19 protein-coding genes and 1 pseudogene are annotated in these 19187 nt (G+C 71.0%); 12 read left to right on the top strand and 8 right to left on the bottom strand.

The window, feature by feature from the left end; translation table 11 throughout:
* The first annotated feature begins 226 nt into the window (after positions 1-226).
* The 6 genes from MOTC310_RS10780 to MOTC310_RS10755 all read left to right on the top strand — a co-directional run bounded on the left by MOTC310_RS10780 (position 227) and on the right by MOTC310_RS10755 (position 4523).
* Entirely contained in the window at positions 227-943 is a 717-nt protein-coding gene (locus MOTC310_RS10780; protein ID WP_331294548.1) for a PhoH family protein, read from the top strand.
* Between the two features lie 133 nt (positions 944-1076).
* Entirely contained in the window at positions 1077-1325 is a 249-nt protein-coding gene (locus MOTC310_RS10775; RefSeq protein ID WP_331294549.1) for a hypothetical protein, read from the top strand.
* Between the two features lie 151 nt (positions 1326-1476).
* The gene (locus MOTC310_RS10770) at positions 1477-1761 is read left to right on the top strand and encodes an accessory factor UbiK family protein (protein ID WP_020090941.1); all 285 of its coding nucleotides are present in this window, start codon (positions 1477-1479) and stop codon (positions 1759-1761) included.
* Between the two features lie 290 nt (positions 1762-2051).
* A complete protein-coding gene (locus MOTC310_RS10765) occupies positions 2052-2561 on the top strand; it encodes a type III secretion system chaperone family protein (protein WP_020090942.1) in 510 nt (169 codons plus the stop codon).
* Between the two features lie 26 nt (positions 2562-2587).
* Positions 2588-3391 (top strand): pyrroline-5-carboxylate reductase, encoded by an 804-nt coding sequence (gene proC, locus MOTC310_RS10760; RefSeq protein ID WP_331301756.1) that lies wholly within the window; start codon positions 2588-2590, stop codon positions 3389-3391.
* A gap of 460 nt (positions 3392-3851) precedes the next feature.
* Positions 3852-4523 carry a TetR/AcrR family transcriptional regulator gene (locus MOTC310_RS10755; protein WP_331294553.1) on the top strand — a complete coding sequence of 224 codons (672 nt, stop codon included), beginning with the start codon at positions 3852-3854 and terminating at the stop codon, positions 4521-4523.
* A 10-nt stretch (positions 4524-4533) separates the two neighbouring features.
* On the opposite strand, the gene MOTC310_RS10750 is transcribed toward MOTC310_RS10755, so the two are convergent.
* Both MOTC310_RS10750 and MOTC310_RS10745 read right to left on the bottom strand, forming a co-directional pair.
* Positions 4534-6480 (bottom strand): methyl-accepting chemotaxis protein, encoded by a 1947-nt coding sequence (locus MOTC310_RS10750; RefSeq protein WP_419539901.1) that lies wholly within the window; start codon positions 6478-6480, stop codon positions 4534-4536.
* 540 nt (positions 6481-7020) lie between these two features.
* Positions 7021-7455: a response regulator gene (locus tag MOTC310_RS10745; RefSeq protein ID WP_331301754.1), complete on the bottom strand. Its 435-nt coding sequence runs from the start codon at positions 7453-7455 to the stop codon at positions 7021-7023.
* A gap of 230 nt (positions 7456-7685) precedes the next feature.
* On the opposite strand from MOTC310_RS10745, the gene argJ reads away from it, so the two are divergent.
* The 4 genes and pseudogenes from argJ to MOTC310_RS10725 all read left to right on the top strand — a co-directional run.
* Positions 7686-8936: a bifunctional glutamate N-acetyltransferase/amino-acid acetyltransferase ArgJ gene (gene argJ, locus MOTC310_RS10740; RefSeq protein ID WP_331301753.1), complete on the top strand. Its 1251-nt coding sequence runs from the start codon at positions 7686-7688 to the stop codon at positions 8934-8936.
* On the top strand, positions 8933-9661 hold the full coding sequence (locus tag MOTC310_RS10735; protein WP_331301752.1) for an SIMPL domain-containing protein: 729 nt from the start codon (positions 8933-8935) through the stop codon (positions 9659-9661). Before argJ ends, MOTC310_RS10735 begins: the two co-directional genes overlap by 4 nt.
* Positions 9658-10098 (top strand): (deoxy)nucleoside triphosphate pyrophosphohydrolase, encoded by a 441-nt coding sequence (locus MOTC310_RS10730; protein WP_331294542.1) that lies wholly within the window; start codon positions 9658-9660, stop codon positions 10096-10098. The genes MOTC310_RS10735 and MOTC310_RS10730 overlap by 4 nt, the downstream gene beginning before the upstream one ends.
* Before the next feature lie 142 nt (positions 10099-10240).
* A pseudogene (locus MOTC310_RS10725) lies at positions 10241-10582 on the top strand (transposase); the annotation flags it as partial.
* Positions 10583-12463: 1881 nt separating this feature from the next.
* Here the strand turns inward: MOTC310_RS10725 and MOTC310_RS10720 are convergent.
* The 5 genes from MOTC310_RS10720 to MOTC310_RS10700 all read right to left on the bottom strand — a co-directional run bounded on the left by MOTC310_RS10720 (position 12464) and on the right by MOTC310_RS10700 (position 16514).
* Positions 12464-13441, bottom strand: a complete 978-nt coding sequence (locus MOTC310_RS10720) for a Gfo/Idh/MocA family protein (RefSeq protein ID WP_331301751.1) — start codon at positions 13439-13441, stop codon at positions 12464-12466.
* Between the two features lie 113 nt (positions 13442-13554).
* On the bottom strand, positions 13555-14376 hold the full coding sequence (locus MOTC310_RS10715; protein ID WP_331301750.1) for an alpha/beta fold hydrolase: 822 nt from the start codon (positions 14374-14376) through the stop codon (positions 13555-13557).
* Between the two features lie 65 nt (positions 14377-14441).
* Positions 14442-14852, bottom strand: a complete 411-nt coding sequence (locus tag MOTC310_RS10710) for a DoxX family protein (protein ID WP_331294537.1) — start codon at positions 14850-14852, stop codon at positions 14442-14444.
* A 34-nt stretch (positions 14853-14886) separates the two neighbouring features.
* Positions 14887-15519 (bottom strand): alpha/beta hydrolase, encoded by a 633-nt coding sequence (locus tag MOTC310_RS10705; RefSeq protein ID WP_331301749.1) that lies wholly within the window; start codon positions 15517-15519, stop codon positions 14887-14889.
* Between the two features lie 71 nt (positions 15520-15590).
* The gene (locus MOTC310_RS10700; RefSeq protein WP_331301748.1) at positions 15591-16514 is read right to left on the bottom strand and encodes a ring-cleaving dioxygenase; all 924 of its coding nucleotides are present in this window, start codon (positions 16512-16514) and stop codon (positions 15591-15593) included.
* A 119-nt stretch (positions 16515-16633) separates the two neighbouring features.
* Here MOTC310_RS10700 and MOTC310_RS10695 point away from each other — a divergent pair, with 119 nt between their 5' ends.
* Positions 16634-17572, top strand: a complete 939-nt coding sequence (locus MOTC310_RS10695) for a LysR family transcriptional regulator (protein ID WP_331294534.1) — start codon at positions 16634-16636, stop codon at positions 17570-17572.
* Positions 17573-17861: 289 nt separating this feature from the next.
* On the top strand, positions 17862-18557 hold the full coding sequence (locus MOTC310_RS10690) for a GntR family transcriptional regulator (RefSeq protein WP_331294533.1): 696 nt from the start codon (positions 17862-17864) through the stop codon (positions 18555-18557).
* Positions 18558-18586: 29 nt separating this feature from the next.
* Here MOTC310_RS10690 and MOTC310_RS10685 read toward each other — a convergent pair whose 3' ends face one another.
* Positions 18587-19165, bottom strand: coding sequence for a GbsR/MarR family transcriptional regulator (locus MOTC310_RS10685; RefSeq protein ID WP_331294532.1), 579 nt, complete (start codon positions 19163-19165; stop codon positions 18587-18589).
* Positions 19166-19187: the final 22 nt, after the last annotated feature.

Raw genomic sequence — 19187 nt, 5'->3', positions numbered from 1 at the left:
CCGGCGCGCAATCGTCGGGCGCGAAGCGCGATGGTGCGCCAGTTGCATCGCGTATTCGGCCGCGTTCGGCACGTCGTGACGCTCTCCACAGGCGGACGAGTGCGGGGCGGAACCTTCGGCTCGGGGCCGGTATTTAGTTCCGCAAACGAGTAGAACCGGGAGCAAGCAGGTAAACGGCAGTTCAGATACAGATCCAGGTTGGCAAGTCCCGTTGGAGTGTACATCCATGAAGAGACGCCGCGCACGACTTGAACTGGTTGAAGACCGCACGTCCCGCATTCATCGCACGCGCTTCGACGAAGAACGCAACCTCGCTCCCATCCAACCGCTGACCGAACGCCAAGCCGAGTATCTCGAGGCCCTCGCCCGCTCCCCGCAGGTCATCGTCCTGGGGCCCGCCGGCACCGGCAAGACCTTCATCGCCGGCACCCGCGCCGCGGATCAGCTCCGCCAGCGCCGGATCTCCAAAGTGGTCATCACCCGCCCGAACGTGCCCTCGGGCCGCTCGCTCGGCTTCTTCCCCGGAACCCTCGAGGAGAAGATCGCCCCGTGGGTCGCCCCGCTCACGGAGGCCATGAAGGAGCGCATGGGCGCCGCCGCCTTCGAGATCGCCGTCAAGACCGGCGACATCGAGATCGTCCCGTTCGAGGTGATGCGCGGGCGGACCTTCAAGAACTGCCTCGTGATCCTCGACGAGGCCCAGAACACCACGATCAACGAGATCAAGATGTTCCTGACCCGGATCGGCGACGATTGCCAGGTCATCATCAACGGCGACGTCTCGCAGACGGATCTCCGCGAGACCTCGGGCCTGCGCACCGTCATGCACATGGTCAAGAGCCGGATGATGCCGATCCCGGTGGTGGAATTCACCCGCAACGACATCGTCCGCTCGGGCATCTGCGCCGAGTGGGTGAAGGCGTTCGAGGAAACGAATCTCTGAATCAAAAGTTGATGGCGGCGGGTCCTCGCAGACCCGCCGTGCCGTCCCCCGGCACGAGACGACTCTCCGCACCTCCCAATCGGGAGGATGAACCGGGCGTCAAACCCGGCCTTCAGAGAACTGGAGTCTCCTCGTGAGGAAACTGACTTTCGCCTTCGCCGTGCTGGCTTCCCTCGGCGGCGCCGCCCTCGTCCAGCCGGCCTCGGCGGCCCCAGCGATGCCCGGCGCGGTCGCGGCGCCCGATGCGGTGACCCATGTCCGCGTGACCCCGATGGAGCGCCGCATGATGCACCGGCGCATGGAGCATCGCATGATGCACCGCCGGATGGAGCGCCGGATGATGCATCGCCGCATGCACCGCCGCATGATGCGCCACATGTGATGAGGGCGTCGGCGGAGCGGGCCGGAACGGCCCTGCTCCGCCTTCCCGGGCGAAGCGGACGTTGCTCCCCATCGCGAAGATTCCTATCTCGTCGTCTCGAATCGCGCCGTCAGGCGGCCGCCGCGGCAGCCGGCCGATCCGGGAGACCCCGATGCCCCCCTCCAATCGACTGTTCGACGACCTCGCCCGCCTGATGACCGACGCCGCCGGCGCCGCCCAGGGCGTCCGCCGCGAGGCCGAGACCGTGGTCCGGGCGCAGCTCGAGCGCGTCGTCCGCGATCTCGACATCGCCTCACGCGAGGAGCTCGACGTGCTGCGCGACCTCGTGACCCAGCTCCAGGCGCAGAACGAGGCCCTGACGGCCCGCGTGGCGGCCCTGGAGGCGCGGTCCGGCAGCGCCGGAGCGGGCGCCGCGGGCCTGAGCGAGGTGGTCTGAGTCTCCGCGGCAACGCCGCGGGCTTTTACACAGGAAGCGGCGGCGACGATCCGGTTTCCTGTTCACTGAACGGGGCCTGCACTTTGTGTCGCGAGTCACGGCCGGTCTATAGTCGGGCATAGGGTGATTCGGGGGCTGCGGGGCGATGTCCGCAGAGCTTCGACAGTCGATCGTATCACCGCCGGCCTAGATCTGCCGGTCGTTCCAGTTCTCGGAGTGTTCTCGCGCTCCGGTTTCGCGTCACCGCCACGTCGGACCGGATCTCGTCCGGGTCGTCCTTTTGGATCGTCATGCCGCTTCTCAACGTCGACTTCCACGACCCGGACCGGAACGAGCATCCGCTCGACGTCGTCGAGCGGCTGGCCTCCCTGCGCGACTGGATCTTCGACCGGGCCGAGACCGACGAGATGTCGGTCACGAGCCCCGGTCGCTGGACCGACTACAACGTCGCCTTCACGTGGATCGAGGATGTCGAGGCGCTGCACGTCGCCTGCGCCTTCGACCTGAAGGTGCCGGAGCGCCAGCGCACCGAGGTGATGCGCCTGATCGCGCTGATCAACGAGCAGCTCTGGGTCGGCCACTTCGATCTCTGGACGACCGACAGCGTGGTGATGTTCCGGCACGCGCTCCTGCTGACCGGCGGCGCCGTCCCGACCCATCCGCAATGCGCCACCATGATGAAGACGGCGGTCGACGCCTGCGAGCGCTACTTCCAGGCGTTCCAGTTCGTGCTCTGGGCCGGCAAGAGCGCCCGCGAGGCCCTCGACGCCGTCCTGTTCGAGACCGAAGGCGAGGCGTGACCGGGCCGGGCGCCTCGACGGCGCGGATGCCCGCCTCCCTGGTCCTGGCCGGGGCCGGCAAGATGGGCGGCGCGATGCTGGCGGGCTGGCTGGACGCGGGCCTCGACCCGCGCCGGACGACGATCATCGACCCGGTGCCCGCACGCCCGATCGTGGATCTCTGCGCCGACCGGGGCATCGCCCTGAACCCGCCCGACCCCGAGCCCGGCGCCGTCCTGGTCCTGGGGATCAAGCCGCAGGGCCTGGACACGGCGGCCCCCGGCCTCGACCCGCTCATCGGCCGCGACACGCTCCTCGTCTCGATCCTGGCGGGCAAGACCGTCGCGGATCTCCGCGGTCGGCTGCCGCGGGCGCGCGCGATCGTCCGGGCCATGCCCAACCTGCCGGCGAGCATCGGCCGGGGCGCCACCGGCGCCTGCGCGAGTTCCGAGGTCTCGCCCGAGCAGCGGGCGGCCGCCGAGGCGCTGTTCGCGGCGAACGGCGCGGTGGCGTGGCTCGCCGACGAGGCGCAGATCGACGCGGTGACGGCGGTCTCGGGCTCCGGACCGGCCTACGTCTTCCTGCTCGCCGAGACCCTGGCGGAGGCCGGCATCGCGGCCGGCCTGGAACCCGACGTCGCCCGCAGCCTCGCCCGGGCGACCGTGTCGGGGGCCGGCGCGCTCCTCGACGCGAGCCCGGCCGAGGCGGCGGAGTTGCGCCGCAACGTCACGTCGCCCGGCGGCACCACGGCGGCGGCCCTCGACGTGCTGATGCGGGAGGACGGGCTCGGCGCGCTGATGCGAGAGGCGGTGGCGGCGGCCCGTCGGCGGGCCGGGGAACTCTCCGGCTGACGCCGGAGGCCGACATCGGGGCCTGACGTCGGGACCCGACATCGGGGCGTGACATCGGGCGGCGTCCGTGCGGCATGGCCGCGCGAGAGCCCTGCCCTTCGCCGCCCGCCTGCCTACATGAGGCGACACGACCGACAGACCGGGCGACCGACCCATGACCGACAGCAAAGCCCCCTCGAAGCGTCCCCGCAAGGCCGCGAGCCCCGCCAAGGCGAGCGCGGCCGACGAGACCGTCGCGCAGGAAAATGTCGCCCACGAGAACGTTGGCCACGAGAACGTCGCGCACGAGGGCGCCGCGGCCGGGGCCTCGGCGCGGGACGGCGCGGCCCAGGGCGCCGAGGCGGCGTCGACGGGCGTCGCGCCGAAGCTGCCGCCCCGGGCGGCCGCCGTCGNCGGGGCCTCGGCGCGGGACGGCGCGGCCCAGGGCGCCGAGGCGGCGTCGACGGGCGGCGCGCCGAAGCTGCCGCCCCGGGAGGCCGCCGTCGAGGCCCTGATGCGCCTCGCCGCCGAGCAGCCCTGGAACGACATCGAGGTCAGCGACATCGCCCGCGAGGCGGGCCTGACGCTCGCCGAGCTGCGCGACCTCTTCCCGTCGAAGGGCGCCGTCCTCGGCGGCCTGACCCGCATCATCGACCGCAAGGTCCTGGAGGGTGACCTCACGGGCCTCGAGGAGGAGCCGACCCGGGAGCGGCTGTTCGACGTACTGATGCGCCGCCTCGACGCCATGGAGCCCTACAAGCCGGCCTTGCGCCGGATCGCCTACGCGCTCCGCGGCGAGCCGCTCTCGATGCTGGCGCTGAACGGCGTCATGCTCAATTCGCACCGCTACATGCTGGCGGCGGCCGGGATCGACACCGAGGGACCGCTCGGGCAGCTCAAGCTGCAGGGCGTGGTCATCGCCTTCGCCCGCGTGACCCAGGTCTGGCTGGACGACGACGATCCGGCCCTGGCCCGGACCATGGCGCGGCTCGACAAGGAGATCCGCAACGGCGAGCGGATCATGGAGCGGGCCGAGGATGTCCGCCGGCTGACGGCGCCCCTGCGCGCCCTCGGCCGCTCGTTCCTGGACCGGCGCCCGCGGGAGCGCCGGAGCCGCGACGGCGACGAGAGCGACCCCGCCGCCGCGATCTAGGCCCGCGGCCTCACGCGGCCTGGATGTCGCTCAGGAAGCTGTCGACCTCGCGCTTGACCGTCAGGGACTGCGTCGCCAGCTCGGACGCCGCGCTCTGAACCTGCGCGGCGGCGCTGCCGGCCTCCCGGGCGGCGGCCAGCACCCGCGCGACGTTGGCCGAGACGTCCTCCGTGCCCCGCGCCGCCTCGCCGGCATTGCGCGAGATCTCGCCCGTGGCCGCCGTCTGCTCCACCACGGTCGCCGCGATGGCGCCGCTGATCTCGTTCACGGCGGCGATCGTGGTGGCGATCTGCGCCATCGCCTCCGCGGCCTGCCCGGAGGCCGCCTGGATGGCGGCGATCTGGCCGCCGATCTCCCCGGTGGCCCGCGCCGTCTGCGCGGCGAGCTCCTTCACCTCGGCGGCCACGACCGCGAAGCCGCGCCCCGCCTCGCCGGCCCGCGCCGCCTCGATGGTGGCATTGAGGGCCAGCAGGTTGGTCTGGTTCGCGATGCCGGAGATCATGACCACGGCGGCGCCGATCTGCTCGGCGGCGGCGCGCAGGCTCGCCATGGCGGCGTTGGTCGCCTCGGCCTCGTGGGCGGCGTGACCGGCCACCTCGTTGGAGCGCACGACCTGCCGCTCGATCTCCTGGAGCGAGGAGACCATCTCCTCGGCGGCCGACGCCACGGTCTGGACGTTCGCCGAGGTCTGCGCGGCGGCCGAGCTCGACGTCATCGCCTGGCTGTTGGTGTTGTCGGCCACCTCGGTCATCGCCCGCGCGGTCGCGTCGAGCTCGCTGGTCGCCGCGGTGACGATGTCGAGCGAGGCGGCGATCTTCTGCTGGAAGGCCTGGACGCGCTGCTCGACCCGCTCGGCCCGGCGCAGGCGGGCCTCCCGCTCGGCGGCCCGCGCCGCCTCCAGCTCGACCCGGGCGACGGCGTTCTGGCGGAAGATGTCGACGGCCTCGGCCATCGCGCCCATCTCGTCGCCCGCGTCGCGGTACGGCACCGCGACCTGAAGATCACCGCCGGCCAGGCGCGTCATCGCCTCCGTCATGCCGGCGACCGGGCGGATGATGCTGCGGGCCAGCACGAAGGCCAGGACGACCCCGAGGAGCAGGGCCGCGGCGACGAGGCCGATCAGGATGTAGCGGGCCCGCGCGGCGGCCTGCGCGGTGTCCCGGGAGATCCGCTCGCCGGCCGCCATGATCCGGTCGCGCAGCGCGATGCCGAGCCGGTCGATCGCGTCGGTATGGGGCTTGATCCCGGTGTCGAACGTCGCCTGTGCCGACGCCGTCGCCTCATCGTGGGCGCGGAAGCCGGTCGTGTTCGCGGTCAGCGCGTCGCGGACGGCCCTGACCTGCTGCGCGAAGACCGCGCCGGCCTGCGTCTCCTTGAACCCATCCATGATCGCCAGGGCCTGCTCGGTCCGCTCCTCGAAGGCTTTGCGGTCCTGCGGATCCCGGCCGATCACGAAGCGGGCCGACGCGATGCGGACTCGCAGGACGGCATTCTCGACATGCTCGACCCGCGCCAGCATCGTCTCGCCGCCGCGGGCGCGCACGTCCGCGAGCAGGTTGTCGAGAAGGGCGGTGAGCGTGTTGCCAACTTCGAACAGCTTCGCCTTGGCTTCGCGCAGGCGCGCGCCCGTCGCCGCGAGGCGTTCCAGCTCCGGTCTCATCGCGCGCGCGTGCTCCCGGACGTCGTCGTACAGTTTCCGCCCCCCGTCCGTCATGGCCAGCGAGAAGTACTTGTCGCAGGTCTGCTCGATCGCCCGCCGGGTCTGCTCCATCGCGCCGATCAGATCGGGATCCGGCTGGAGCCGGTACCGTTCGGCAGCGCCGATGAGGCGTGCGGCGTGACCGTCGATCATCAGGACCGATTGCGCCCCCCGCTCCACGCGCTCCCGAAGCGCGTGGTCTTCGCCGATCACACCCTGCTGGTGGACCGCGAATGCACCGATGATGCCCGTGATCATGACGAGCATCGCAAATCCCGCGTAGAGGCGAGCGCGTATCCCAGTTCTCACAGGCGTATCTTCCACAGAACAGGCCAATTTATCGGCCACCCGATAGACGATACGATCATGACAACATCGTGTCGCCCGATCAAGTTCAACTTGTACTCTAGATATAGAGCGGAATTACATCGGAATAGACTTGATGTTTCGGCCGCGCAAGGCGGCCACAGACGCCGGGCCGCGCTCGCAAACGGCAATCGGGGCGTTCTCGTCGCGATGGACCAGTTCTGACCGCGCGCGCCCGGCCGCCCGAAGGCTTCGCCTTGCGCGTGTCCGCTGCCGGGCCGCGTCGAAACTCCGCGCGGATCCCTCTTTCACCGGATCACGCGGGCGCTGCACTTGGATTGCCGCGCGGCCTGGCCCGCGTTGCTGACATCGGGCGGGAAGCTCCGGTCGCAACAGGCCCGAACCTGCGCGGAGGCGCGGCGACGCCGTGAGTCGCGTCGGCCACGATTCGGTCGACGCGTCGCGCGGCCCCTCGGGCCGTCGCGCCCGACCTCAGGCGGCGCGGCTCGCCAGCGCCTCGCGCATGGTCGTGGCGACCATCCCGTTCTGAAGCTGGTCGCGCGGGACGAGCAGCGCGTCGGGCACGCGGGCCGACGCTTCCGGGCCCATCGCGTCGACCGGATCGCTGGCGAGGATGATGCGCAGGGCCGGGCGCAGGGCCCGGGCCTCGACGGCGAGCTGCGCGCAGCACAGGCCGCCCTGGAGCGCGGTGTCCACCACCAGCACGTCCACCGGCAGGCCGAGGGCGAGCACCGCCATGGCGTCGACGCCGCGGTCGCAGGCGGTGACCTGATAGCCCAGCATCCGGACCTGCGCCGAGACCTCGTCGCGCCAGCGCTTGTGGCGGCCGACCACCAGAACCTGGATCCGGTAGCAGCTGCCCTGGGGCAGGCCGCTCGAGGCAGTCTCGACGTCGGCTGGGGGCATTCCGCACTCGACTTCGCGCTGGCTTTGCGATGCAGCATGCTAAGCTGGGACGCAATCCACGCGCAAGCCCGGCGCCGTGATCGCGCCGCATTCGGCGCCGCCGTTGCACAAACGCGATGCACCCGGGCGGGCTGACCATAGGCTGGGCACGGAGTTGACGCCGCGGGGGTCGCGCGGGCAACACCGGGCCGCCGCGGAACCTGTGCCGCGCGCTGCCGGAGCCCGAGCCGATGTCGTCCGCGAAAGCCCCTTCCGTCTCCCCGCTGGCGCCGGCCGCGATGCCCGAATTGCCGCCCCTGCCGGGGGTTCGAATCGCCACCGCCCAGGCGGGGATCCGCTACAGCGGCCGCACCGACGTGCTCTACGTCGCCCTCGAGCCGGGGACCCGGGCGGCCGGCGTGTTCACCCGGTCGAAATGCCCCTCGGCGCCGGTGGACTGGTGCCGCGACGCCCTGGCGGACGGGTCGGCGCGGGCGCTCGTGGTCAATTCCGGCAACGCCAACGCCTTCACGGGCCGCCTCGGGCGCGACGCGGTGGCGCGCACCGTCGAGATCGCCGCGGCGGCGGCGGGCTGCGGCGCGCGCGAGGTCTACGTCGCTTCGACCGGCGTGATCGGCGAGCCGCTCCCGGCGGAGCGGTTCGCCGGCGTGCTCGCGGATTGCGCGGCCCGGGCCGAGGACGGGCCGGCCGCCTGGGCCGAGGCGGCCCGCGCGATCATGACCACCGACACCTTCCCGAAGCTCGCCACCCGCACGGCCGAGATTGACGGCGTGCGCGTGACGATCAACGGCATCGCCAAGGGCGCCGGCATGATCGCCCCCGACATGGCGACGATGCTGTCCTTCGTGTTCACCGACGCGGCCCTGCCGCAGGACGTGCTGCAGGCGCTTCTCTCGGCCGGGACGAAGACGAGCTTCAACTGCGTGACCGTGGACGGCGACACCTCCACCTCCGACACGCTGATGCTGTTCGCCACCGCCAAGGCCGGCCATCCGGCGGTCACCGACCCCGCCGACGCGCGCCTCGCCGGCTTCCGGAAGGCGCTCGACGGCCTGCTGATCGAGCTGGCCCAGCTCGTCGCCAAGGACGGTGAGGGCGCGCGCAAGTTCGTCACCGTGCGGGTGACCGGCGCCGAGAGCGACGCCTCCGCGCACCGCATCGCCATGTCGATCGCCAACTCGCCGCTGGTGAAGACCGCGGTGGCCGGCGAGGACGCCAACTGGGGCCGCGTGGTGATGGCCGTGGGCAAGGCCGGCGAGCCCGCCGACCGCGACCGGCTCGCGATCTGGTTCGGCGACGTGCGGGTGGCGGTCCAGGGCGCCCGCGACCCCGATTACAGCGAGGCGGCGGCGAGCGCCGTGATGCGCGCGCCGGAGATCGCGGTCCGGGTCGATCTCGGCCTGGGCGACGGCACCGCCCGCGTCTGGACCTGCGACCTGACCAAGGCCTACGTCGAGATCAACGGGGATTACCGCTCGTGAGGGCGTTCCTGTCGGGCGTCGGCCTCGCCGCGGTCCTGGCGGCCGCGCTGGCACCGTCGGCGCGGGCCGACGACGCGGCGTGCAAGCGCCACATCGGCGTCGTCGGGCGCGCGTCGGAGACGCGGGCGCCGGACTTCGCCGAGGTGACAATCGGCATCGAGGCGCGCGGGGCGAGCGCGGCGGCCGCCCTCGACGCGGCCTCGAAGGCGGTGACCGGCGTCTCGGCGCAGGCCCGCGCCCTCGGGGTCCCGCCGGCCGATATCGGCACGGCCGCCGTCACCCTGCAGGCGGCGACCCGCCCCGTCGCCCGGCCGGGGGGCGCCGTGACCGAGGAGCCCGACGGCTACCGCGCCAGCAACATGGTCACGGTCCGGCTGGCCGACATGGACCGCCTCGGCGACCTGCTCCGGCAGGCCCTCGAATCCGGCGCCAACCGCATCGACGGCGTGAGCTTCGGGCTGCGCGACCCGGACAAGAGCGAGGCGGCCCTCCAGGTGGCGGCGACCCGGGACGCCCGCAGCCGGGCCGAGGCCCTCGCCGAGGCGGTCGGTGCCAAGCTCGGCCCGCTCTGCACGCTGAGCACAGCGGCGAACACGCCGTACCGCCCGGCGCTGGAGATGGCCCGCGCGGCACCGATGGCGGCCAAGGGGCGGCGGGTGCCCCTCGAGGCGGGCACGATCCAGATGTCCTCCGAGGTCTCGGCCACCTTCGCGGTGGCGCAATGAGCGCGCCCGGAAGCGCCCCCGCGGCCGCGCCCCCGCGCCTGCTCCTCGTGGTCGCCGTCGCCCTCGTCGACGTCGACGGCCGCGTCCTGGTGAGCGAGCGCCCGGCGGGCAAGCAGCTCGCCGGCCTGTGGGAGTTCCCCGGCGGCAAGGTCGAGCCCGGCGAGCGCCCCGAGCAGACGCTGATCCGGGAGCTCGCCGAGGAACTCGGCATCCGGGTCGAGGAGCCGTGTCTCGCGCCGCTCACCTTCGCCAGTCACGCCTATCCGGACTTCCACCTTCTGATGCCGCTCTACGTCTGCCGGCGCTGGACCGGCACGCCGCGCCCGATGGAGGGGCAGGCGCTCAGATGGGTCCGGCCGAAGGCGCTGCGCGATCTGGCCATGCCGCCGGCCGACGCGCCGCTGATCCCGTTCCTGATCGACCTGCTCGAGGTCTGAGACGGTATCCGGCTGGAGCGACCGGGTGACGGAAACGCTCCGTCATCGCGACCGCAGCGAAGCAACTCAGGGCAGCGCGACATCAGCCGGCGTCGCGCCGACGGGATTGCTTCGCTCCGCTCGCGAGGACGGCGGGACGGGAGCGATCACCGCAGTCCTCGGCCGGCCCGGCGCCCTCCGGCTGACGCCCGGCAACGCCGGCGACGTCACCGCCGCTCCGGCCGTCCTGGCCGAGGCACCCGGCCGGATCCGCCGCCTGAGCGCCGACAAGGGTCATGACGCCGATTGGCCGCGCGCTGACCTGTGCAAGCGCGGCCGCAAGAGAAGGATCCACCACGACAAGCGGCACGACCGGGACCGCTGGCGCATCGAGGCAACCTTCAATTACCTCAAGGACTTCCGCCGCATAGCCACCCGATACGACAAGCTCGCCCGCAACGACGCCTCAACCGTCGCCCTGGCTGCCGTCATCGCCTTCTGGTGCAGAACGAGTCCAAACCCTAGTCCGTCGGATCCAAATTTTTTCTTATCCAAGCGCCGGCCGCACCATCAAGTCGGAGAGCATAAGCTCCGTTCCCACACAGAACGGTATTATAGTATCCATTTGGCAGCCCCCGAATTAGAATACCTATAAGATACTTTACATCATTTTTGCGCGCAAAGACCGGCGACCCTGACTGGCCCTGGCATATCAAATCCGAGCGATCGACGATCATGTTCTCATGCATGCTGATCGAAAACGCCGTCGATCCGGCGCTTTTCGGCTCAGGAAGACTGATACGGCTTTGCTTATCTAGAGACAGAAGGACGACGTCATCGTATCCCTTCGAGTAATGCATAGGCACAATTTCAACGAGCCGGGAACGCGCGTCATGTCCATTGGCGTCAAATGTCTTTAATTCGATTGAGAAACTCTGCTTGTCATTGAAATTCTCGATCGGCTCAGCATCCCCGATGGCGATAACGCCATCAACTTCGGCCGCGAGAGGAACATTCGCCTGGAATATGGCTATGTCAATGATAGGCGAGCGTGAATACAAAGTTTTTACTCTTGATACTTCAGCAAATCCGACCCGACTGCCGACAAAATATCTAACTCCAAGCCCGTTTCTACCTCGGAAACAATGGGCGGCCGTTATGATATCGTTGCCGATTTTCAGCCCTCGACAAACAAATTGATCTTTTTCATATATACCTACGTGCGAATATTCAAACACTTTGCTCGCATACGATGTCGAAACTGAATGCAATAATCCTATGATGCAAATAAGCACAGACAAAATCGTGCAAAAATATTTCATATGACCTAATGCAATTGGGGGCAGGCACCCCGAAAAGCGCCTGCCAAGATTTATAATCCTCTATTTCAATGCTCGTCACCAGGATACCCCGGACCATACGGCGGGGGATCATAGGGAGGCGTTGGAGTTGGTTCCGGGTAGTCCGGAGAGTTCGGAATGATTTCCGGCGGGTTGTCGACTGGATTATTGGGAGGAAGGTCGTCACCCGGATTTTGCGGTATGTTTGCAGTTCGGAATATTGCTTCTCTGCTTGATGGAGACAGCGTCAGAGTCGATCGCGGATCGGCCGACTGCTTCAGCTGTGTTGTTTCGACATCGTCCAGAGAAGGCGCGGCCAAACGATCAGTCGGCAGCGGCACGGTCCGAAGGCGAGATGTCGTGAGAGAGGAAATGGCAGCACTCATTCAACGGCTCCTACAAAGACGTGAAATGACTGATGTTTCCTTTGACAACAGCTATGTTTGCTGCAGCCGAGCCGCGTTTTACGGTCTTACGATTGCATCCGCCCGCCAATAATCGATCCGGACCGATTTCAGATTCCGAGCCCGCATGGAGTCGCCGGGCTGTCATGCTCGATAGACCGCCACTGATACTTCAGCTGCAACCACAGCAACGTTGCCGGAGATGCCGGTAGGACAATCGTCTCAGTTCGTCAAGCATCCTGCTGCACGACAGCGCAGATCATCACTGTTGGCGCGCAGAAGCTCTCAAGCATTCCGCGCCGAATCTTGCCGGGAGCGATCTTCGAGTTTGTAAGGTCAGCTCTGTGAGATGTAGCGAACCGCAATCATGGGAGCATGCGATCGCAATTCCCAATCAGCCGCGCCTGGGATCCTTGCACGGGGTTTGCGGGGTCTGCCCCACACTCCGAGCAACCGGGCGCATATACGCTGCCTCTGGTATCGTCATCGTCGTGGTCGTGCCCAAGCTGATGGCGCGTGTGGCGGACGGGCTCTCGGGGGGCGCGCTCCCTTCGAGGGTTGCGCCCCTGGATCGCTTCGCTCTGCCCGCCAGGGCGGCGGGGCCGAAGCCATCACCCGGACAGGGTCCGAGGGCCTCCGCCCTCACAGCGCCAGGATAGCCTCGACGACCTCCTGCACGTCGAGCGCCTCCGCGAAGGTGGCGAGGTGGTGGGGCTCGCCGCGCGCCATGCGGACCACGCCCTCGATCTGGCGCCGGAGCGTGATCGGCCGCAGCTTCTCGTTCGGGATCGCGTCGGGCTCCGGCTCGAAGCGCCCGTCGGCGCCCCGCCGCTCGGCGATGGCCCAGTCGCGCAGCCGGACGGCGCCCGCGTCGCCCTCCAGCGTCCACGTGTTGTGGTCGTCGGCCGCGACGCCCCCGACCCGGCCGGTCAGGGTGACGGGGATCCCGCCCGCCGTGAGCGTCACGTCGATCGCGCGCTCGGACCGGCCCGGCTCCGGGAAGGCGACCCGTCCGGCGAGCCCCGCGAGCGGACCGAGCTGGCGGCGGGCCAGGAACAGGAAGTGCGAGACCACCTCGCGGGTGAAGCCGCCCTCGCCGCGCGCGTCGAGCCAGCGGGCGGCGTCGGCCTGCCACGGCCGGGGCCAGCGGGCGAAGGCCACCGCGACGGTGAGCGCCCGGGGCGTGCCGACCGCGCCGTCCGCGATCCAGCGCTCGAGCGTCGCCACGCCCGGCGACGAGGCGAACGGGAAGTTGACCGCGCCCGCGCCCCCGGCCTCCGCCACGAAGGCGCGGGCGTCGGCGCGGTCGGTGGCCAGCGGCTTCTCGCAGAACACGCTCCGGCCCGCGGCCAGGGCGGCGCGGGCGTAGCCGAGATGCGAGGCGGGCGGCGAGGCGACGTAGACGCAGTCGCTCGCCGCCACGACGGCGGCGGAATCGGCGACCCGCGGCACCGCCGGGAAGGCCGCGCCGACCCGGTCCAGGGCCTCCGGCGACGGGTCCCAGATCGCCGCGACCCGCACGGGCGAGTCCGCCGCCCCGTGGATCGCGCCGAGCAGGCGCTCCCCCATGATGCCCGCGCCGATGATCCCGAGGGCGAGCGGTGCGTCGGAGGTCGGCATGCGGGGATCCGTGCGGAGGTTGGCGTCTGACGGGCCGCGGCGCGCGGCCCGCCGCAGGCTTTAGGAGCCCGGACCGGCGCGGGAAAGGCCGGAAGTCTCCTCGATCCGAGATCTCAACCCCGGATGAAGGCGAGCAGGTCGGCGCTGAGCCGGTCCTTGTGGGTGGCGGCTAGCCCGTGCGGGGCGCCCGGATACTCCTTCAGCACGGCGCCCGGCACGAGCTTGACGGCGGCGCGCGCCGCGGCGTCGATCGGCACGATCTGGTCGTCGTCGCCGTGCACCAGGAGGGTGGGCACGTCGATGCGCCTCAGGTCCTCGGTGAAATCGGTCTCCGAGAAGGCCGCCACGCAGGCGTGCACGTTCCGCAGGCCGGCCATCATGCCCTGCATCCAGAACGTGTCCCGCAGGCCGCCGCTGACCGCGGCGCCCGGGCGGTTGGCGCCGTAGAACGGACCGCTCAGGTCCTTGAAGAACTGGGACCGGTCGCGCAGGACCGAGTCGCGGATGCCGTCGAACACGTCCCGGGGCAGGCCGCCCGGATTCGCGTCGGTCCGGATCATCTGGGGCGTCACGGCCCCGACCAGCACCGCCTTGGCGACGCGGGCGGTGCCGTGACGCCCGATGGTGCGGGCGACCTCGCCGCCGCCGGTGGAGTGGCCGACCAGCACCGCGTCGCGCAGGTCGAGATGGGCGATCAGCCCGGCGAGGTCGTCCGCGAAGGTGTCCATGTCGTTGCCCGACCAGGGCTGCGCGGAGCGACCGTGCCCGCGCCGGTCATGGGCGATGACCCGGAAGCCGCGCTCCGCGAGGAACAGCATCTGGTCCTCCCAGGCGTCGCCGTTGAGCGGCCAGCCGTGGCTGAAGACCACCGGCTGCCCGGTGCCCCAGTCCTTGTAGTAGATCTGGGTGCCGTCCTGCGCGGTGAAGTAGGGCATCGTGGTCTCCCGAGGGGCGATAGGCGGAGGGCGAGAGGCAGGGGTCGCGCGGATGGGCGGGCCGGTCAGGCCCGGCCCTGCCGCGCGTCGAGGCTGAGCGGGCCGGCCCCGAAGGCCGCGACCTGAAGCAAGCCGCCGGCCATGGCGAGGTTCTTCAGGAAGTGGAACATCTGGTTCTGGTCGCCGAGGGCCGCGTGGAAGGTCACCGCGGTGGCCACCGCGAACAGCGCGAGGACCAGGGCGACCAGCCGGGCGCGGTAGCCGGCGACGAGCAGCAGCCCGCCGACCACCTCCACGGTGGTCGCCCCCGCGTAGGCGAGAGGCGGCAGCGGGAGATGGGCGGCCTCGATGGTGGCGAGCGTCGCGGCCGGGGCCGCGAGCTTGCCGGCGCCGCTCACGAGGAAGATCGCGCTCATCAGGACCCGGCCGGTCACCGGCAGCAGGGCGGTCGCGCTGGAAGAGGAGATCGGGGACATCGTCGAACGCTCCGTGCTGTCGTGCGCGACCGAGTCAGGCCGCTTCGGGAAGTGCGAGGCCGCGCAGCCAGTTCAGCGCCAAGCCGAGATCGGCCTGCGACAGGCCGTGGCCCGCCGGCAGGATCCGGTGCTCGACGCGGGCTCCGGCCGCGGTGAGCTGCTGCGCGAGGCGCCGCGCGTTCTCCGCGGGCACGATCGGGTCCATCGCCCCGGAGAGGATCAGGACCGGCCGGCCGGCGAGATCCGCGGCCGGCGGCTCGGCGAACGGCACCATCGGGCGGATCAGGACCGCGCCCGCCAGGGTCTCCGGCCGGAGCAGCAGCAGCGACGCGGCGATGTTGGCGCCGTTCGAGAAGCCCAGCGCCACGGGCGCCCCGATCCCGTACCGCGTCCGGGAAGCCGCCACGAAGGCCGCGAGGTCGCCAGTGCGGCGGCGCAGGTCCGCCTCGTCGAAGACGCCCTCCGCCAGGCGGCGGAAGAAGCGCGGCATGCCGTTCTCGCTGACGGCGCCGCGCGGCGCGAGCAGGGCGGCCTCCGGCGCGACCGTGCGGCCGAGGGGCAGGAGGTCGGTCTCGTCGCCGCCGGTCCCGTGGAGGAGCAGCAGCGGACGCGCGGTGTCGGGACCGGGCTCGAAGCGGTGGATGAAGCCGGCGTTGTCCTGGGTCATGATGGCCTCACGGGTGACGGGGAGCGGTCCCGCCCCGCGCGGGCGCGGGGCGGGCAGGATGGTGGCGGGGCTCAGGCGACCTTGGGCAGGACGGCCTCGATCTCGGCCCGGTGCGGCTCCAGGCCTGCGGGGAGCTTGAGGGCCTGGCCGAGGGCATCGACCGGCTCGTCGACCGCGAAGCCGGGCGCGTCCGTGGCGATCTCGAACAGCACGCCGCCGGGCTCGCGGAAGTAGATCGAGCGGAAGTACTGCCGGTCGCGCTGCTCCGTGACGTGGAGCCCCCGCGCCTCGAGCGCCCGGCCCATCGCGGCCTGGGCGGCGTCGTCCGCCGCCCGGAACGCGATGTGGTGGACCGAGCCCGCCCCCGGGCGGCCGGGCAGGAAGCCGCCGACCGCCCGCAGGGTGACGAGACCGCCGAGTGCGGCGCTGCCCGCGAAACGGATCAGGCTGCCCTCGCGGCCGACCTCCTCCAGCCCGAGCACCTCCGTGAGGATCGCGGCGGTCGGCTCGGCCCTGTCGAGGAGGAGCGTCACCCCGTGCAGGCCGCGGATCGCGTGCTCGGCCGGCACCTCGCTCGACGCCCAGCCCTCCGCGTCGCCGACATCGACGCCCACCAGCGCGAGCATCATGCCGTCCGGGTCGCGGAACCGCAGCGTCGGCGCGCCGAAGACCTGGACCAGCGGCTCGTGGGCGACGCCCTTCTCGATGAGCCGGTGGGTCCACCAGCCGATGGAGGCGCGGGGCACCCGGAAGGCCGTCTCCTGGGTCTCGCCGATCCCGACGCGGCCCGGCGCGGCGTGCTCGACGGGGAAGAAGGTCAGGATCGTGCCGGGCCGTCCGGCGGCGTCGCCGTAGTACAGGTGGTAGGTGCCCGGATCGTCGAAATTGACGGTCTTCTTCACCAGCCGCAGCCCGAGGATTCGGGTGTGGAAGTCGAGGTTGCGCAGGGCCGGCCCGGAGAAGGCCGTGACGTGGTGGAGGCCGGTCTGAAGCATGGCGATGTCTCCCGACGGAAGGCCGCGACGGGCGGCCTGTTGCGATGACGGGAATGTGCCCCTTGCCATGACCGGCGGAAATAGAAACGATGGAAACCTATCGTTTCCGGATCTGACCGATGAGACTGCCCGATTTCGAGGCCTGGGCGGTGTTCGCCAAGGTGGTGGAGACCGGCTCCTTCGGCCGCGCCGCCGCGGAGCTCGGCCTGTCGAAGGCCACGGTCTCGAAGGCGGTGAGCCGGCTCGAGCTCCGGATCGGCGCCCGCCTGTTCAACCGCACGTCGCGGAAGCTCGCGCTCACCGAGGCCGGGCACGCCGCCAAGGACGGCGCCGCGCGCATCCTGGCCGAGGGCGAGGCCGCGGAGGCGCTGGCGACGGCGGGCGCCGCGGAGCCGCGCGGCCTCGTGCGCCTCGCCGCGCCGATGACCTTCGGCATCCTGCACGTGGCCCCGATCCTGCCGGCCTTCCTCCGGGACCACCCGGCCGTGTCGGTGGACCTCCACCTGTCGGACGCGGTCGTCGACCTCGTCGGCGGCGGGTTCGACATCGGGCTGCGCATCGCGGCCCTGCCCGATTCCTCCCTGCGCGCCCGGAGGCTCTGCGCGATCCGCCGCTCGCTGGTCGCCACCCCCGCCTATCTCGACCGGCACGGCCGGCCCGAGCACCCGGACGACCTCGTCCGCCACACCTGCCTCGGCTACGCCTACCTGCCGACGCCCGACCGCTGGCGCTTCGTGGACGGGAGCGGTGCCGAGGCCGTCGTGGTGCCGGCGGGCCAGCTCCGGGCGAACAACGCCGAGGCGCTGGCACCGGCGCTGCGGGCCGGCCTCGGCCTCGCCCTGCAGCCCGATTTCATGATCTGGGACGATCTCGAATCCGGGCGGCTCGAGCGGGTGCTGCCGGCCTGGTCGCCGCCGCCGATCGCCCTGCACCTCGTCACGCCCCCGGGCGATCCGCGGCCGGCGCGGGTGACGGCGCTGATCGCCCATCTCGGCCAGACCCTCGGCCAGGCGCCCTGGGCCGCGCCGGAGCTCCGGCGCGATCCGGCGGCCCGGTAAGCCGCGCGCCGGCGCCCGCGCCGCTTCCGGCCCCGATCCGGGCGTGTCATTCACCTGGATCAGTGTCGGGGCCGTGCGGCTGCGCTATCGGCGAGTCGCACGGGGCCGAACCGCGGCGTGGTCCTTGCTGCGCGGCGCCTAGGCCGACATCCGCGGTTCGCGATCCCCGTGCAATTCGTCGGGCGAACTAACCTCAGGTTTATTCGGGACAATCTGGCATTGGACAGGCGCGCGTTTTCCGGGCAAGAGGGTGCCGTGTATACATGTATACTCTTCTCCTGAGGCGTTGATGTCCCCCACGGGCCCTGGACGTCCCGCACCCGACCGGCTGCGGCACAAGACCGTGGCGGCGGCCGTCGCGGATTCGCTGCGCGAGCAGATCCTGAACGGGGATCTGCCGCCGGGGGTGCAGCTGCGCCAGGACGCCCTGGCGGAGGAATTCGGGATCAGCCGCATCCCGGTTCGCGAAGCCCTGCTGCAGCTGGAGGCCAGCAAGCTCGTGCGGATCATGCCGCATCGCGGGGCGGTCGTGACGGGCCTGTCGCTCCAGGAGGTCGAAGACATCTTCCAGCTGCGCGTTCAGCTCGAGCCGCAACTGCTCCTGCTCTCGGCCCCGCACCTGACCCCCGACGACATCCGCGATCTCGACGCCCTCTCGAAGGAGTACGGCGCGGCGCTGGAGACCGGCCAGGTCCTCCGCTGGGGCGACCTGAACAGCCGCTTCCACCTCGACCTGATCCGGCACGCCGGCCGGCCGCGCTCCCTGGCGATCGTGTCCGGCCTCCTGCAGGATTGCGAGCGGCCGACGCGGCTGCAGATCTCGACCTCCGAGGACGCGACCCGCGCGGTCAGGGAGCACGCGCAGATCCTGGCCCTGTGCGAGGCCGGCAAGTCCGACGAGGCGGCCGCCTGCCTGCGGCGCCATATCGAGCATATCGGCGCCTCGCTCATCGCCCTCTACCGGGGCGCGCTCGTCGAGGCGTGAGGGGGGGCCCCTCCCCCCGCGCGACCGGGTCAGTCCGGCTTGGCCGGCCGGCCGCCGATCCGGCCCGGAAGGCGGGTCAGGCGGTCCTTCATCTCCAGGACCTTCTGGACCTTCGAGCCGAGGGTGAGGAGCTGGACGAGGCGCTCGGTGTCGAGGCGGCGCACGTCGGCGTACCAGCCGGCGAACAGCTCGAAGAGGTCGTGCATCTCCCGGAGGCGTGCCTGCGCGTGCCGCTCCTCCTCGGTCCCGGGCTCCTGCATCAGGAGCTCGCGCAGGAGGGTCAGCGTCGGGTCGATCTCGCGCTTCTTGCGCTCCTCGACCAGCGTGCGGACGATCTGCCAGATATCCTCGGGCGTCGTGAAGTAGTCGCGCCGGTCGCCCGGCCTGTGCTGGAGCCGGACGAGGTTCCAGGCCTGGAGCTCCTTCAGGCCCATGCTGACGTTGGAGCGCGACACGCCGAGGCCCTCGACGATCTCGTCGGCGTTGAGCGGCCGCTCGGCCACGAACAGCAGGGCGTAGATCTGCCCCACGGTCCGGTTGATGCCCCAGCGCGAGCCCATCTCGCCGAAATGCAGCACGAAGGTCTGGACGAGCGGGGGCAGCTGCACGGCAGGGATCCGACGCGGTGAA

The sequence above is a fragment of the Methylobacterium oryzae genome (assembly GCF_036441375.1).
Taxonomy (GTDB): domain Bacteria; phylum Pseudomonadota; class Alphaproteobacteria; order Rhizobiales; family Beijerinckiaceae; genus Methylobacterium; species Methylobacterium oryzae_A.
This window is presented reverse-complemented; position numbering and strand designations above follow the sequence as displayed.

What these genes read in the sequence shown, in the direction of transcription:
- MOTC310_RS10700 (WP_331301748.1), bottom strand. Translation starts at nt 16,514, where the DNA reads ATGCTTCAGACCGGCCTCCACCACGTCACGGCCTTCTCCGGGCCGGCC.
- MOTC310_RS10695 (WP_331294534.1), top strand. Translation starts at nt 16,634, where the DNA reads ATGAGACTGCCCGATTTCGAGGCCTGGGCGGTGTTCGCCAAGGTGGTG.
- MOTC310_RS10780 (WP_331294548.1), top strand. Translation starts at nt 227, where the DNA reads ATGAAGAGACGCCGCGCACGACTTGAACTGGTTGAAGACCGCACGTCC.
- MOTC310_RS10750 (WP_419539901.1), bottom strand. Translation starts at nt 6,480, where the DNA reads ATGATCACGGGCATCATCGGTGCATTCGCGGTCCACCAGCAGGGTGTG.
- MOTC310_RS10765 (WP_020090942.1), top strand. Translation starts at nt 2,052, where the DNA reads ATGCCGCTTCTCAACGTCGACTTCCACGACCCGGACCGGAACGAGCAT.
- MOTC310_RS10720 (WP_331301751.1), bottom strand. Translation starts at nt 13,441, where the DNA reads ATGCCGACCTCCGACGCACCGCTCGCCCTCGGGATCATCGGCGCGGGC.
- MOTC310_RS10710 (WP_331294537.1), bottom strand. Translation starts at nt 14,852, where the DNA reads ATGTCCCCGATCTCCTCTTCCAGCGCGACCGCCCTGCTGCCGGTGACC.
- MOTC310_RS10690 (WP_331294533.1), top strand. Translation starts at nt 17,862, where the DNA reads ATGTCCCCCACGGGCCCTGGACGTCCCGCACCCGACCGGCTGCGGCAC.
- MOTC310_RS10730 (WP_331294542.1), top strand. Translation starts at nt 9,658, where the DNA reads ATGAGCGCGCCCGGAAGCGCCCCCGCGGCCGCGCCCCCGCGCCTGCTC.
- MOTC310_RS10745 (WP_331301754.1), bottom strand. Translation starts at nt 7,455, where the DNA reads ATGCCCCCAGCCGACGTCGAGACTGCCTCGAGCGGCCTGCCCCAGGGC.
- proC (WP_331301756.1), top strand. Translation starts at nt 2,588, where the DNA reads ATGCCCGCCTCCCTGGTCCTGGCCGGGGCCGGCAAGATGGGCGGCGCG.
- argJ (WP_331301753.1), top strand. Translation starts at nt 7,686, where the DNA reads ATGTCGTCCGCGAAAGCCCCTTCCGTCTCCCCGCTGGCGCCGGCCGCG.
- MOTC310_RS10715 (WP_331301750.1), bottom strand. Translation starts at nt 14,376, where the DNA reads ATGCCCTACTTCACCGCGCAGGACGGCACCCAGATCTACTACAAGGAC.
- MOTC310_RS10770 (WP_020090941.1), top strand. Translation starts at nt 1,477, where the DNA reads ATGCCCCCCTCCAATCGACTGTTCGACGACCTCGCCCGCCTGATGACC.
- MOTC310_RS10705 (WP_331301749.1), bottom strand. Translation starts at nt 15,519, where the DNA reads ATGACCCAGGACAACGCCGGCTTCATCCACCGCTTCGAGCCCGGTCCC.